General features: G+C 72.1%; 13 protein-coding genes. 7 read left to right on the top strand and 6 right to left on the bottom strand.

From position 1 onward, the window contains the following. Positions 1–169: 169 nt before the first annotated feature. Both ACFVGW_RS33960 and ACFVGW_RS33955 read right to left on the bottom strand, forming a co-directional pair. The gene (locus tag ACFVGW_RS33960; RefSeq protein WP_352189442.1) at positions 170–589 is read right to left on the bottom strand and encodes a PaaI family thioesterase; all 420 of its coding nucleotides are present in this window, start codon (positions 587–589) and stop codon (positions 170–172) included. Positions 590–593: 4 nt separating this feature from the next. Beyond that, entirely contained in the window at positions 594–1,157 is a 564-nt protein-coding gene (locus ACFVGW_RS33955) for a sigma-70 family RNA polymerase sigma factor (protein WP_385854706.1), read from the bottom strand. A gap of 275 nt (positions 1,158–1,432) precedes the next feature. Here ACFVGW_RS33955 and ACFVGW_RS33950 point away from each other — a divergent pair, with 275 nt between their 5' ends. Together ACFVGW_RS33950 and ACFVGW_RS33945 are read left to right on the top strand one after the other, a co-directional pair. Next, positions 1,433–2,620, top strand: a complete 1,188-nt coding sequence (locus ACFVGW_RS33950) for a CapA family protein (protein ID WP_385854676.1) — start codon at positions 1,433–1,435, stop codon at positions 2,618–2,620. Between the two features lie 102 nt (positions 2,621–2,722). Continuing rightward, positions 2,723–3,592 (top strand): polysaccharide deacetylase family protein, encoded by an 870-nt coding sequence (locus ACFVGW_RS33945; protein WP_385854675.1) that lies wholly within the window; start codon positions 2,723–2,725, stop codon positions 3,590–3,592. A 66-nt stretch (positions 3,593–3,658) separates the two neighbouring features. On the opposite strand, the gene ACFVGW_RS33940 is transcribed toward ACFVGW_RS33945, so the two are convergent. Further along, positions 3,659–4,321 carry a class F sortase gene (locus tag ACFVGW_RS33940; protein ID WP_383220376.1) on the bottom strand — a complete coding sequence of 221 codons (663 nt, stop codon included), beginning with the start codon at positions 4,319–4,321 and terminating at the stop codon, positions 3,659–3,661. A 389-nt stretch (positions 4,322–4,710) separates the two neighbouring features. Here ACFVGW_RS33940 and ACFVGW_RS33935 point away from each other — a divergent pair, with 389 nt between their 5' ends. After that, complete coding sequence (locus ACFVGW_RS33935; RefSeq protein ID WP_385854674.1) at positions 4,711–5,229, top strand: hypothetical protein; 519 nt, start codon at positions 4,711–4,713, stop codon at positions 5,227–5,229. Positions 5,230–5,367: 138 nt separating this feature from the next. On the opposite strand, the gene ACFVGW_RS33930 is transcribed toward ACFVGW_RS33935, so the two are convergent. Both ACFVGW_RS33930 and ACFVGW_RS33925 read right to left on the bottom strand, forming a co-directional pair. After that, a complete protein-coding gene (locus tag ACFVGW_RS33930; RefSeq protein ID WP_383220378.1) occupies positions 5,368–5,925 on the bottom strand; it encodes a hypothetical protein in 558 nt (185 codons plus the stop codon). A 186-nt stretch (positions 5,926–6,111) separates the two neighbouring features. Continuing rightward, complete coding sequence (locus ACFVGW_RS33925) at positions 6,112–6,876, bottom strand: hypothetical protein (protein WP_385854673.1); 765 nt, start codon at positions 6,874–6,876, stop codon at positions 6,112–6,114. Between the two features lie 794 nt (positions 6,877–7,670). On the opposite strand from ACFVGW_RS33925, the gene ACFVGW_RS33920 reads away from it, so the two are divergent. From ACFVGW_RS33920 to ACFVGW_RS33910, 3 genes are all read left to right on the top strand, one after another. After that, positions 7,671–8,654, top strand: a complete 984-nt coding sequence (locus tag ACFVGW_RS33920) for an SCO0930 family lipoprotein (protein WP_383220381.1) — start codon at positions 7,671–7,673, stop codon at positions 8,652–8,654. Between the two features lie 270 nt (positions 8,655–8,924). Then, complete coding sequence (locus ACFVGW_RS33915; RefSeq protein WP_385854672.1) at positions 8,925–9,737, top strand: SAM-dependent methyltransferase; 813 nt, start codon at positions 8,925–8,927, stop codon at positions 9,735–9,737. Then, positions 9,734–11,899 carry a putative bifunctional diguanylate cyclase/phosphodiesterase gene (locus tag ACFVGW_RS33910; protein ID WP_385854671.1) on the top strand — a complete coding sequence of 722 codons (2,166 nt, stop codon included), beginning with the start codon at positions 9,734–9,736 and terminating at the stop codon, positions 11,897–11,899. The genes ACFVGW_RS33915 and ACFVGW_RS33910 overlap by 4 nt, the downstream gene beginning before the upstream one ends. Positions 11,900–11,951: 52 nt before the next feature. Here the strand turns inward: ACFVGW_RS33910 and ACFVGW_RS33905 are convergent, their stop codons facing one another. Continuing rightward, positions 11,952–12,830 carry a LysR substrate-binding domain-containing protein gene (locus ACFVGW_RS33905; RefSeq protein WP_352189695.1) on the bottom strand — a complete coding sequence of 293 codons (879 nt, stop codon included), beginning with the start codon at positions 12,828–12,830 and terminating at the stop codon, positions 11,952–11,954. 168 nt (positions 12,831–12,998) lie between these two features. On the opposite strand from ACFVGW_RS33905, the gene ACFVGW_RS33900 reads away from it, so the two are divergent. Further along, positions 12,999–13,625 (top strand): succinate dehydrogenase, encoded by a 627-nt coding sequence (locus ACFVGW_RS33900; RefSeq protein ID WP_383220990.1) that lies wholly within the window; start codon positions 12,999–13,001, stop codon positions 13,623–13,625.

Here is a 13,625-nt window from a genome sequence, read left to right as displayed (position 1 = left end):
TCGGCGATCCCGAACACGAGCCTCCACCGAGGAAGACGCGCGCGGGTCGCTCTTTACTCAACTCGCCGGTGTGGTTTCGGATACGTTTCTCTGCCGGATCGGTGCCGGTGTGGCGCCAGGAGGTCGGGGTGACGCCCGGGGCGTTCGGGGCGGTGCGACGACCGGTGCCTCAGCCGAGGAGCGCGTACACCGCCGTCGCGTGCGCGGCCGTCTCCTCCGTGCCGTCGGCGGTCATCGTGATGTCCGCGAACGCCATCCGGCGGCCGGCCTTGGTGAGCCGGGCGCGCACGAGTACGTCCGTACCGAGCACGGCCCGCTGGAAGCTGATGGACTGCTGCACCGTCGTCATCGGCACGAAGCCGCCGCGTGCCGCCGCGACCGCGATCACCGTCGCCGTGTCGGCGGCGGCCATCAGGGCCTGACCGGACAGACCGCCGCCCTCCCGGGCGAGCCGGTCGGACCAGGGGAGGCGCAACACGGCCTCCTGGCCGTCGACCGAGACCACGGAGAGCCCCAGATCGAGCACCCAGGGGGCGAAGTTGTCGGCGAGTACCTTCTCGGCGGCGGCGGGAGTCAGCGTCGGCGTCACGGGATCATTGTGCCGCCGCGGTCCGCCGGCGGGCAACGGCGCGTCGCCCCGGCCGGTAGTCGGGCAGCCGGTGGCCGAGCTGCCGCAGCGCGTAGTGCGAGCGGGACTTGACCGTTCCGGCAGGGATGCCGAGGTCGGCCGCCGCCTCGTTGACGGTCAGGCCGCGGAAGTAGAGGCTGACCAGGACCGCGCGGTGCTCCGGGCTGAGGCCCCGGACGGCCTCGCGCACGTCGAGCGCGGCCACCGCCGACTCCGTGGCGTCCGCCGGGTCGGGCGTGGCGGCGAGCATCCCGTCGCCGATCTCGGCGGGCCTGGCGAGCCGGGAGCGCCGGGCGTCGATGGCGAGGCGCCGGGCCACGGTGAAGAGCCAGGGGCGCATCGACTCGTAGGGGCCGTCGAAGGCCTCCGGGTGGAGCCAGGCCCGTACCAGCGTCTCCTGCACCAGGTCCTCCGCGCGCTGCTGGTCGCCGTAGGTCAGCCCCAGCAGAAATCCCAGGAGGGCCTGACCGTGGTCACGCTGCAGCTCCGCGAGGGCCCGCTCGTCCGTCGTCGCCTTCCCCGTCGTCACGGTCGCCGTCGTCATGCTCCCCACCTCTTCTGCCGGCTCGTCGTCCCGGGGCGTATACGAACGCATGCGGGCGGCAAGGGACAGGGAACGGACAGGCGTCTGCGACGAGCGGTCGCACCGAGCGGCGAATGGTGCGGTGAGCGGTCGGGCGGAGGTGCTTCATCCGATTAAGCAGCCTTTACGCCACATGCGGCTTCTCCCCTTGACTGGGGCAATCATCCACGGTCAATTCATCAGGAAAGCTGTTTATCCTATGAATCGGGCGGAGTCGGCAGATGACCCAGCGTACGAAGCACGGGCCGGTGGCCTTCGCGGCGGTCCTGCTCGCGGCGGCGACCGGCTGTGCGGGCGACACCGGTGCCCCCGCCGCCCGTCCCGACCCCGGGAGTCCCTCCGCCGCCTCGCCGGTCGGCGGCGGGGCCTCCGCCAGGACCGGCTTCACCCTCGTCGCCTCGGGCGACGTCCTGCCGCACGACTCGATCATCCGCCGCGCCGCCGCCGACGCGAACGGCCGGGGGTACGACTTCCGGCCGATGCTCTCCGGCGTCAGGAGCGTCGTCTCCGCGGCCGATCTGGCGATCTGCCACATGGAGACCGTGTACGGACCGGAGGGCGGGCCCTACACCGGCTACCCGGCCTTCACCTCCCCGCCCGAGATCGCCCCGGCCCTCAAGGAGACCGGGTACGACTCCTGCTCCACCGCCTCCAACCACACCCTGGACGACGGTGCCGCCGGTCTCGCCCGCACCCTCGACGCCCTCGACAAGGCGGGGGTGCGGCACGCCGGTTCGGCCCGCACCGCAGAGGAGGCGGCGCGCCCGACGCTGCTCACCGCGGGCGACGCGACGGTCGCCCAGCTCGCGTACACGTACGACACCAACGGCTACCCCCTGCCCGCGGGGCAGCCGTGGGCGGTCAACCTGATCGACGAGGAGAAGATCGTCGCCGACGCCCGGGCCGCGCGGAGGGCCGGCGCCGACGTCGTCGTGGTCAGCATCCACTGGGGAACGGAGTGGCAGACCGCCCCGGACCGGCGGCAGCTCACGCTCGGGCGGTCCCTCACCTCGTCGAAGAGCGGCGGCCGGCCCGACATCGACCTGATCCTCGGCACGCACGCCCATGTCCCGCAGGCGTACGAGAAGGTCAACGGCACCTGGATCGTCTACGGGATGGGGGACCAGATCGCCGGCGACATGGTCAACCACCAGGGCGCCTTCGACCCCCGCGGCAACCAGGGCACCCTCGCGCGCTTCACCTTCACCCCGCCGACCGCCACCGGCGCGCGGTGGGAGGTCGCCAAGGCGGAGTTCCTGCCCCAGTGGTTCGACACCGGCCGGGGCCGGGTGGTCAACCTCAACGCCGCCATCAGGAAGGGGGAACCCGTGACCGCCGTACGCGACTCCATCCGCGACGTCGTCCTCGGCCGGGGAGCCGCGAAGGACGGCCTGGTGATGGGGGAGTAGGGCCCCGCGGCCCCCTCCGCCGTGTGCGCCCAACGGGTGCTTTCGGGCGGGCCGACGGTGTGGATGAGGCACACCGGCGTTCGACCGTGCGAGCTATTAGTCATGAAAAAGGATGAGAAGCCCAGCGGGCGACGGACGATCCTGCGCATCGCCGCCGCCCTCGGTGCCACGGCCACGGTCGGAGTCCTCTCGGCGGACCGTCTCACGGCGCCCCCGGGCACCGCGCCGGAGGCCTCCGGACCGGCGGGACGGCCGGCTCCCGGAAGCGGTCCGGCGGCGGGGCCGGAGGCGGGCGCGCGGCTGAAGCCCTCCGCGTACCGGCTCCAGCCGATGACGGCGTACGCGCCCCCGGCCTTCCGGCGGGCCCTCCCACCCGTCCGGCAGCGGCCGTTCCTCAAGATGTCCGGCGTCGGCCGCTCGATGGTGCTCACCTTCGACGACGGCCCCGACCCCCGCTACACGCCGGAGATCCTCGCGACCCTGCGCCGGTACGGCTGCCGGGCGATGTTCTTCGTCTGCGGCGAGATGGCGGTCGAGAACCAGGACCTGGTGCGGGAGATGGCCGCCGACGGGCACGTGGTCGGCAACCACTCGTGGTCCCATCCCCTGATCCCCAGACTGCGGCCCTCCCGCATCCGGGAGGAACTGGGCTCCACCAGCGATCTGGTCGAGAAGGTCCTCGGCTCCGCTCCGCTCTGGTACCGCGCCCCGTTCGGCGCGTGGAACCGGCACTCCTTCGAGATCGGCGCCGAGCTGGGCATGGAGCCGCTCGCCTGGACCGTCGACACCCTCGACTGGAAGGAGCCGGGCACCGGCAGCATCGTGCGCGCCGTGCTGGACGGGGCGGCGCCCGGCGTCGTCGTCCTCTCGCACGACGCGGGCGGCAACCGCTCCCAGAGCGTCGCCGCGCTGAAGCGGTACCTGCCCGAACTCCTCGACGCCGGCTACAGCATCACCGTGCCCCGGTCTTGAGTCCGTACGGCGAAGGCCCCCGGCGCTCCATGGCGCCGGGGGCCTTCGCGCGGACGCGCCGACCGCTCAGTTGGATCCGATCATGCGGGCGTAGACCACCACGTTGCCGTCGTAGCCGTTCGCGCGCGAGTACCCGCCGCCGCAGGTGATGACCCGGAGTTCGGGCGCTCCCGTGTCGCCGTAGACCGCGGCCCCGGGGAAGTCGTTCTTGGCGTACACCTCGATGCCGTAGATCTCGAAGACCGCCGTCCGGCCGTCGTACCGCTCCACCTCGACGTGCTGGCCCTTCTCCAGCGAGCCGAGGCCGTAGAAGACCGCGGGGCCCGCCTGGTTGTCGACGTGTCCGACGACGACGGCCGTGCCGCGCTGCCCCGGCGCGATGCCGTTCTGGTACCAGCCCGCCATGTTGGGGTCCTGCGGGGGCGGGGCCTCGATCCACCCGGAGGCGTCCAGACCCACGTCCATGATCGGGGCGTTGACCGAGATCGAAGCGATCCTGATGCGCGAGGCGGGGGCGTGGGGAAGGGCCTCCACGCCGGCCGCCATGGGGGGCGCGGGCCCGGTCAGACGGGTGTCGAGCGCCGCGGCGGCCGCGGGCTGCGGCGGGCCGAGCTCGACGTCGACTCCATTGCGCATCATCGCCAGACCGGACAGCATGACGAGAGTCAGGACGCCCCACGGCTGGCGCCTCCTTCTCGGCTCGAAGACGCTGAAGTCCTTGGGGCGCATGGTTCTCCCTTCGTGGCGTCGTCAGAACGGTAAGGGCGGCGGGCCGGACCGGCGATCAGAGCGGGGCGAACGGGTGGCGGCCGGGCCGCGGACGAGGGCCGGACGGGTGCCGGGAGGCGGCCGGCGGGCCCCCAACCCTTCGCGCGCGGGGGCGGCCCGGGTGACGCGGACGATGACCCATCCGAGTATTGATCGGACAATCACCCTGACGGCCTGTGACCTGCGCGTCCGTCAGATTCGGGGTCGTTTCCCCGGCGTGTCGCCTCACCGGGGTGGACCAGTGCCGAAATGCGCGCTTCGCCGCTGCTTGTGAGGGTTCGTCATGGAAGGCGTACTCGTCGAACTTCCCGGAGCACCGCTTTGGGGCGTCTTCCACTGGAGGTTCAACCATGCGTGCTGCACGCACTCTGGCGGTGACCGCCACCGCGTTCGCGGCGGTCGGGCTCGCCGCCCCACTCGCCGCCGCCACCCACGGGCCCACCCACGTCAGCGCCCACCAGGTCGACCGGGGCGGTGACGGCTCCAACAGCGTCACGGTCTCCCCGTTCGCCGTGCACCAGGGCGGCATCCTCACGATCTCCGTCCGGAACTGCCCCGGCGGCCGGGTCACGTCCAACGCCTTCCCGACGGTCACCCTCTCCGGCAACGTCAACGGGGTGTCCACCGCCACCGCCCGCATCCACGACCACGCCACGCCGGGTCAGTACAACCTGGCCGTCCAGTGCAACGGCCGCACGCTCACCCAGACGTTCCGCGTCCTGGCCGGCCAGGGCGCGCAGGGTGGCCTCGGCGGCTCGCTCGCGCCCAGCTCCACGGAGATGGCGGTCGGCGGATCGCTCGTCGCCGCGGCAGCGCTCGGCGGTGGTCTCTTCATCGCCCGGCGCCGTATGAGCGGCGGAAGGGCCTGACCGCCGAACCTCCCGGTCGGCCGCATACGCCCGTCGCCCCCGAGTCCTGGACCAGGACTCGGGGGCGACGGGCGTATTCCGGGATCTGCGGGACGGTGGGCGTTCCCGCGGGACGGTGGGGGACACCGCCGCCCGCCGTCAGTGCCGCCGGCCCCGGTCGAGCTGCGACCGGCGTCGTACGGCGAAGACGGTTCCGGTGGCGGCGGCGAGGACGAGACCCGCACCGGCCGCCAGCATCACCGTGTCGACCTCGTCGACCGAGCCGCCGAGTCCGCCCTGGACACCGCGCGGTGTCGTGAGGACGGTCGAGCTGGTGGTCGGCGTTGCGGTGGTGCCGCTGATCGTCAGGTTGACGGTGTCCGTGATGCCGCCGGTGCAGTTGAACGCCACGGTGTAGACGGCACCGCGGCGGGCGTCCGCGTCCACCACGGCGGTGGCCGAGGATCCGGGGGCGATGGTGACCGTGTCGAAGATGCCCGCCGACGCGATCGCCGTACTGCGGCAGCCGGGCGCGGTGAGCGTCACCCGGCCGCCCGGCGCCACCAGCGAGGGGGTCACGACGAAATCGCCCGGTGCCTTCGCTCCGGCGGCCTTGGGCGGTGCGGGTGCGCCGTCCGCCGCGGAGGCGACGGGAGCGGCCAGGGCGAGGGTGGCCGCCCCCAGCAGGGCTGTGGACACGGCACGTATCGCGCGCATGGGTTCCTCCGGGTCCCCGAGGAGCAGCCGCGGAAGCGGTTTCCGCACAAGGACAGGGCATACACCTCGATACCGGAGACGCTAGGAGCGCACTACGACAACCGCGATCCCAGACGGGCGAATGGGGGACGGATGTCCCCCGTACGGCTCTGGAGGCGTGTCGCGCGCAGCAGCGGCGCGCGGCCGTTACCGCGAGAGGTGCGGGAACAGGTCGGTGAACGGTGTGGCCGTCGCCGAGATGCCACGCCCGAACGGCGCGTCGAAGTCCCAGATCAGGAAGAGCAGGAAGGCGATGAGCGCGCTGAACAGACCCGCGAGCAGCAGCTCCCGGCCGGTGCGCCGGATCTGCAGGGTGAAGATCAGTCCGACCGTCACCAGCGCGCCGATGATCAGGCCGAACCAGACCACCCCGGGCATGGTGGCCCCCGCGTTCTGCCCCCGGGCGCCGCGCGCGTCGTCCACCACGGCCACCTGGTCCACGAGCGGTTGGTACGCCTGCCCCTCGTGGTCGTCGGCCGGCCGGTAGTCGGTCACGCTCCGGCGCACCTGTTCGAGCAGCCGGGTGCCCTGCTCGCTGAGTTCGCCGTGCTCGGACATGTGGGTCCACTCCTCGTCGACCACGTACGAGGCGTACGCGTCGACATCGGCGCGGATCCGGTCCCGGACGTCTGCCGGGTACACCTCGGCCCGGGCCGAGATCTCGTGCAGCGCCTGGGCCTCCTGGCGCACCGTCTCCTGGGCCGCGCCGCGTGCCTCCCAGACGCCGGCGATCGCGAGGCCGAGCACGATCGCGTAGATCACGCCGATCATCATGGTCATGTACTCCATGACGTCGGGGGTCTCGCTGGGATCGTCGTCGTCGGGAACCCTGCGGTTGTTGATGACGACGATGGTGAGGACGACCGCGCAGGCGGCGGCCATCGCGATGGTCAGGACGAGCCATTCGGACATGGTGTTCCCTTCGGCGGGCTCAGCGGGAGCGCGGGCGCAGGATCGCTGTCGCGAGCACCGCGGGGGCGGTGACCAGCAGCATCAGGGAGACGAGCGAGGGGCCGCCCGTGGGTTGGGGCCGAGCCGTCCGGCGGTACTCGGGCAGGGCGACCGGCGCGGGCGCGGGTGCCGGCGGTCGCGCACGCGGCGACTGCGTCGGCTTCGGGGGCGCGGGTGGCGGTGGCGGCGGGGCCGGGGCGCGGCGCGGCGGGGCCGGCCGTGGCGGAGGCGGAGGGTCCGCACGCTCGGGCGGGGGCGGCGGCGCGGGTTTCGGCGGCGGTGGTTCCTTCGTCGGTTCCTTCGTCGGTTCGGGGGTGGGCTCAGGCGTCGGCTCCGGAGTGGGCTCCGGACACGGCGGCGGAGGAGTCGGCGTGGGAGGACACGCGCCGGGCCCGGGGCCCGCGACCGATGTGTTCGAGCCCCCCGGCCCCGTCACGGCGTAGGCGCAGGCGTCGGCGGCTGCGGGCGCCGGGGCGGCGAGCAGCCACAGCAGCGCGGCGGCCGCCAGTGACCGCGCGAGGAGAGATCCGTACAGAGACACAGACACGCCGAAGAGCATGATCACAGCCCCGCCCCAGCACGCCGGGAACCGGTGCGGATTCCCCGGATGGAGGGGATCTTCGCCGTCGGTGGTTTGACGATCTCCGAAAGTTTTCTTCGCCGCCGTTGAGTGCGACGCCGCCGAGCCCCGTATCCAATGCCGTGAAGCGGCCGCGGAGGCTGCGCCGACAAGCAATGAAGCAACGGGAGTTGACATGAAGACCTGGGGGAACGCGGCGCTCGCACTGACGGCGGCGACGATGCTCGCACTGACGACGGCGTGTGGTCAGGAGCAGGGTGACCAGACACTGGGCGGTCAGCCCGCGGGAGCCGCCAACCCGGCCGGAGCCCCCGCCGACAGCGGCTACAGCTCCGGGGGATACGCCTCCGGGGGTTACGGCGACAGCGGCGGCGGCGAGGCCGAGCCCGCCGGGCAGATGGCGGTGGCGTCCACCAAGCAGCTCGGCAAGGTGGTCACCGACAGCGAGGGCTTCACGCTCTACCGCTTCGACAAGGACTCCGCCTCCCCGCCGAAGGCCACCTGCGAGGGCGACTGCGTCAAGGCGTGGCCCGTGGTGAGCGCGGAGGGCGCCAAGGCCCCGGCGGGCGTGGACGCCTCACTGCTGGGCGAGGTCACCCGCGCCGACGGCAGCAAGCAACTGACGCTCGGCGGCTGGCCGATGTACCGGTACGCCAAGGACACCAAGCCCGGAGACGTCAACGGCCAGGGTGTCGGCGGCACCTGGTTCGCCTCGGCCCCCGACGGCAAGAAGGCCTCGGCGGGAGCCGACGGCGGAGCCGCGGAGGAGGGCGCCGAGGAGGAGCCGGTGACGGACGCGGCCGGCCTCTCGGTGCACAAGGACCCCAAGCTCGGTGACATCGTGGTCGATTCGCGAGGGATGACGGTCTACCGATTCAAGAAGGATTCCGCCTGGCCCATGAAGACGGCCTGCACCGGTGCGTGCCTGGAGAAGTGGCCGGTTGTCGCCCCCGTCGACAAGAACGACATCGAGGGCATCACGAAGAAGGGCTTCGTCACCTTCTCCCGGCCCGACGGCATCAAGCAGCAGACCATCGACTGCTGGCCCCTCTACACCTTCGCGGGCGACGAGGAGCCCGGAGACACCAACGGCCAGGGTGTGGGCGGCACCTGGTACGCCGTGTCCCCCGAGGGAAAGCTGGTCGGAGCGCCCAAGTAGGTCCCCCGCGCCGCGCTTCCGGCCTGCCGGCCCGCCGTCACCTCTCCGGTGACGGCGGGCCGGCGCACGTCCATATGCACGTGAAAATGCACGAGCTGAAGGCGTGAACTCTTCCTCTTCCGCTCGCACGTGCCAATGGCGTGTGACGAAGAACGGACCGCGAATTTCCGTTTCCACTCGCTCTCGCGACGGGCGATCAGTAGCCTCTGCTCGAACACCGGCCGCGAACACCTGGCCGTATCCCCCGTGGTTGACTCGTTGGAGACATTGATGGAGCGTCCCGCCTGGGCCCCGCCGGGCATCGATATTTCGGTGCCGAGCGTGTCCCGAATGTACGACTTCTATCTGGGCGGCTCACACAATTTCGAGGTCGACCGCGAAGCGGCCCGCAAGGCCATGGAGTTCATGCCGGGGCTTCCCAAGGTCATGCAGGCGAACCGTGCCTTCATGCGCCGCGCCGTGCGCTACGCCGTCGCCGAGGGCGTCACCCAGTTCCTCGACATAGGCTCCGGCATACCGACGTTCGGCAACGTCCACGAGGTCGCCATGGCCGCCTCGCCCGACGCGCGCGTGGTGTATGTCGACCACGACCCGGTGGCCGTCGCGCACAGCCGCGCCGTGCTGGAGGGCGAGGAGCGCGCCGCCGTCGTCGCGGCCGACCTGCGCAAGCCCCGGGAGATCCTGGAGAGCCCCGAGGTCCGCCAACTCCTGGACCTGGAGCGGCCCGTGGCGCTGCTCCTCGTGGCCGTCCTGCACTTCCTGGAGGACGAGGACGAGCCGCGCGCTGCGGTCACCGAACTGCTCGACGCCCTCGCCCCCGGCAGCCTGCTCGTGCTGACCCACGCCTCCTACGAGGGCATCCCGCTGACCCAGGACGAGGCCTCGGGCACCGTCGGCGTGTACCGCCAGATCCGCAACCCCCTCGTGATGCGCTCGCACGCCGAGATCAGCCGCTTCTTCGACGGCTGTGAGCCGGTCGAGCCGGGCCTGGTCTCCATGCCGGAGTGGCGGCCCGAGAGCCCGGTCGAGGAGGAGGACCCCTACGCCTTCTCGGGCTTCGCCGGTGTGGGGCGCAAGGCGTGAAGGTGCCGTCGCAGCCGTCGGCCTCCGGCGCGGAACCGGACAGCCTCGAGGACAGACTCCGGCGGTTCGTGACCATCTGGAGCCGGGCCACCTTCCCTGTCACGGCCACCTCCATGACCCGCGCCGAGTTCGAGCAGCAGCTGATGCCGCTCGCCCGCGAGCTGTGCGCCGCGCTGCACGACCGGTCCCTGGACACGGCGCCCGCGCACGGTGTCGGCGCCGCACTGGTCGGCATCCACTGCACGGAGCCCGACGCGCTCAGCCGCACCCTCGGGGTCATCGACGCGTATCTGGTGCTCTACTGCGGCGACGAGGACGCCCCCTCCACGGAGGAGCTGCGGGCCCGCTGTTCACGGCTGCAGCACGCGATGGCGGCCGGCTTCGCCCAGGCCCTGCGCGAGCGGACCCGCGCCGAGCAGGAGGCCATCGCCCGCTCCGCGCTCAGCGCCCGCACCGCCGCCGAAGTCGCCCTGCACACCACCGAGAGCCGCTTCCGGGCGGTCTTCGACGGGGCGGCGGTGGGGATCGGCATCGCCGACCTCGAAGGGAACGTCCTGGAGGTCAACGAGACCCTCACCCGGATGTTCGGCGGTCTGGACGGGCAGATCCGTGCCCGCAAGGTCAAGGAATGGGCCCACCCCGAGGACGGCCCGCACGTCTGGAAGCTCTACGACGAACTCGTGCGCGGCGAGCGCGAGCACTACCGCGTGGAGAAGCCGTACTACCGGGGCGACGGCACGGTCCTGTGGACCAACCTCACGGTCTCGCTGCTGCGCGACGCCGAGGGCTTCCCGCAGTACCAGCTCGCCCTCCTGGAGGACACCACCGAGCGCCGGCTGCTCAACCTTCGCCTGCGGTACGAGGCGACCCATGACGCGCTCACCGGGCTGCCCAACCGGACCCTCTTCTTCGAGCGCCTGGAGAAGGCGCTCACCTCGGCCGACGGCGGCCGCTTCGGCCTCTGCTACCTCGACCTGGACGGCTTCAAGGCGATCAACGACAGCCTCGGCCACGCGACCGGCGACCGGCTGCTCGTCGAGGTCGCCGACCGGCTGCAGAGCTGCGCCACCGCGCCGGGCGAGATGGTGGCCCGCCTCGGCGGCGACGAGTTCGTCGCGCTGACCACCGGCCCGCACACCGAGCGCGAGGTGGTCGAGCTGGCCAACCGCATCCTCGCCACGCTCGCCACCCCCGTCCGGATCGACGGCCGTGAGCTGACGGTCCGCGGCAGCGTCGGTGTCGTCGAGGGGCCGGCGGGGGAGCGGACACCGGCCGAGGTGCTGCGCAGCGCCGACATCACCATGTACCGCGCCAAGTCGGCCGGCGGGAACCGCTTTGAGTTCGCCGACGCCGAGGCCGACGCCCGGGCGATCACCCGGCACGGGCTGACCACCGCGCTTCCGGCGGCCCTGGAGCGCGGCGAGTTCTTCATCGAGTACCAGCCGCTGGTGCACCTCGGCGACGGCAGCGTGCACGGCGCCGAGGCGCTCGTACGGTGGTGCCATCCGCAGCACGGTGTGCTGGGACCCGACCGGTTCATCCCGCTCGCCGAGAACACCGGGCTGATCGTGCCGCTGGGCCGCTGGGTCCTCCAGGAGGCCGTCCGCCAGGCCCGGTTCTGGCAGGCCCGGCACGCCGACGGCGGCCCGCTGCGGATCAACGTCAACCTCTCGCCGACCCAGCTGCACCACCCGCGCCTGGTCGCCGACACCGTCGACGTCCTGGAGCGCTCGGGCCTCGAACCGGGAGCGCTCTGCCTGGAGGTCACCGAGTCGGCGCTGATCGGCGCGGACGACGACCTGCTGAAGCCGCTGCGTCAGCTCGCCGAGATGGGCGTGGACATCGCGCTGGACGACTTCGGCACGGGCTACTCGAACCTGGCCAACCTGCGGCGGCTGCCGGTGAGCGTCCTGAAGCTGGACCGTTCCTTCACCCAGGGCATGCAGCAGCACCCGGCGGACCCGGTCGACCTCAAGATCGTGGAGGGCATCGTCTCGCTCGCGCACAGCCTGGAACTGGCCGTGACGGTGGAGGGCGTGGAGACCGGCGCGCAGGCGCAGCAGCTCAGGGAGCTCGGCTGCGACACCGCCCAGGGCTGGTACTACGCCCGCCCGGGCGCCCCGGACCGCATCCACTCGCTGCTCCTCGCGGACGCGGTGTAGTACGCGCCGGGGGCACGCGTCCCGCCGGCGCCCGCCCTGGACCGGGGAGCGGTCAGGCGGAGCGGAGGAGCAGGCGCTGCAGCTCCCGCGCCGCCCGGGGCGGCGCCACGTCGCTGCGGTGGGCCAGCGCGATCGTACGGCGCAGGCCGGGACGGGCCAGGGCCGTGACCCGGAGGTCGCGGCCCGCGCGGGCCGCGACCATGGCGGGCACCACCGCCACCCCGAGTCCCGCCCGGACGAAGCCGAGCACCGCGTCCATCTCGCCGCCCTCCACCGTGAACGTGGGCTCGAAGCCCTCCGCCCGGCATGCGGCCACCGTCAGCTCCCGCAGGTCGTAGCCGTGCCGGAACATCACCAGCGGCTGGTCGCGCAGATCCGCGATCCGTACCGGCCGGGCCGGCGCCCGGGCCGCCGCGCTCGACACCACGACCAGGTCCTCGCGCAGCAGCTCCACCGTCGTCAGGGCCGGGGACGGCGTCGGCAGCGGCAGTACCACGAGCGCCAGATCGAGCGCGCCGCGCGCCAGCTCCCGTACGAGATCGTGCGAGCCGCCCTCCTCGATGAGCAGCTGGATCCCCGGGTGGAGATCGTGGAAGGCACGCAGCACGTCCGGCAGCAGACCCGTGCACAGGCTGGGCGTCGCACCGAGCCGCACCCGCCCGCGCCTCAGCTGCACCAGTTCCTGCACCTCGTGCCGCGCTGTGTCCGTGTCCGCCAGGATGCGGCGCGCCAGCGGCAGCAGGGCCTCGCCCGCGTCGGTCAGCGTGATGTTCCCTCGCGCCCGGCTGAACAGTTCCGCCCCCAGCTCCTTCTCCAGGGCCCGGATCTGCTGCGAGAGCGAGGGCTGAGAGACGTGCACGCGCTCGGCGGCACGTGTGAAATGCAGGGTCTCGGCCACGGCCACGAAGTACTGGAGCTGCTGGAACTGCATAGGCTCAGCCTATCGAGATGAGCCGGACCATGTCTTGGACCTCTCGGGTCCTTCGGCCCTAGCGTCGGATGCATGGCTCTGGCAACGAAGACGGCATCGAAGGAACGATCACCGTCGCCCACCCGCTCCCGCGGCTTCTGGTCCTCGACCATCGGCAAGAAGACCGTCATGGCCGTCAGCGGTCTGATCATGCTCGGCTACCTCGTGGCGCACGTCATGGGCAACCTCAAGGTCTTCTTCGGCCCCGAGGAGTTCAACGCCTACGGCCACTGGCTGCGCACCATGGGCGCACCGGTCCTGCACTACTCCTGGGCTCTCTGGCTCGTCCGGATCGTGCTGCTCGCCGCCGTGGCCGGCCACGCCGTCTCCGCGTACCAGCTCAGCAGGCGTGACATCAAAGCCCGGCCCACCGGCTACGTGCACCGCCGCAAGGGGTCGTCGTACGCCACGCGCACCATGCGCTGGGGCGGGATCATCCTGGCCCTCTTCATCGTCTGGCACATCCTGGACCTGACCACCGGCACCGTCCACCCCGGCGGCTTCCAGGAGGGCCACCCGTACCAGAACGTCGTGGACACCTTCTCCACGTGGTACGGCAACGCCGTCTACATCGTCGCGATGCTCGCCGTCGGTCTCCACGTCCGCCACGGCTTCTGGAGCGCCGCGCAGACCCTCGGCGTCGGCAACGCCCGGCGCGAGCGGCTGCTCAAGGCCCTCGCGAACGGCCTCGCGCTCGTCCTGACCGCGGGCTTCATCTCCGTACCCGTAGCCGTCATGACCGGAGTGGTGAGCTGA

This window comes from Streptomyces sp. NPDC127129, assembly GCF_042671585.1.
Classification (GTDB): Bacteria; Actinomycetota; Actinomycetes; order Streptomycetales; family Streptomycetaceae; genus Streptomyces.
This window is presented reverse-complemented; position numbering and strand designations above follow the sequence as displayed.

Excerpts from the sequence above, each read along its gene's own strand:
- ACFVGW_RS33920 (WP_383220381.1), top strand. The coding sequence starts at position 7,671 with ATGAAGACCTGGGGGAACGCGGCGCTCGCACTGACGGCGGCGACGATG.
- ACFVGW_RS33935 (WP_385854674.1), top strand. The coding sequence starts at position 4,711 with ATGCGTGCTGCACGCACTCTGGCGGTGACCGCCACCGCGTTCGCGGCG.
- ACFVGW_RS33945 (WP_385854675.1), top strand. The coding sequence starts at position 2,723 with ATGAAAAAGGATGAGAAGCCCAGCGGGCGACGGACGATCCTGCGCATC.
- ACFVGW_RS33905 (WP_352189695.1), bottom strand. The coding sequence starts at position 12,830 with ATGCAGTTCCAGCAGCTCCAGTACTTCGTGGCCGTGGCCGAGACCCTG.
- ACFVGW_RS33925 (WP_385854673.1), bottom strand. The coding sequence starts at position 6,876 with ATGTCCGAATGGCTCGTCCTGACCATCGCGATGGCCGCCGCCTGCGCG.
- ACFVGW_RS33930 (WP_383220378.1), bottom strand. The coding sequence starts at position 5,925 with ATGCGCGCGATACGTGCCGTGTCCACAGCCCTGCTGGGGGCGGCCACC.
- ACFVGW_RS33950 (WP_385854676.1), top strand. The coding sequence starts at position 1,433 with ATGACCCAGCGTACGAAGCACGGGCCGGTGGCCTTCGCGGCGGTCCTG.
- ACFVGW_RS33915 (WP_385854672.1), top strand. The coding sequence starts at position 8,925 with ATGGAGCGTCCCGCCTGGGCCCCGCCGGGCATCGATATTTCGGTGCCG.
- ACFVGW_RS33940 (WP_383220376.1), bottom strand. The coding sequence starts at position 4,321 with ATGCGCCCCAAGGACTTCAGCGTCTTCGAGCCGAGAAGGAGGCGCCAG.
- ACFVGW_RS33900 (WP_383220990.1), top strand. The coding sequence starts at position 12,999 with ATGGCCGTCAGCGGTCTGATCATGCTCGGCTACCTCGTGGCGCACGTC.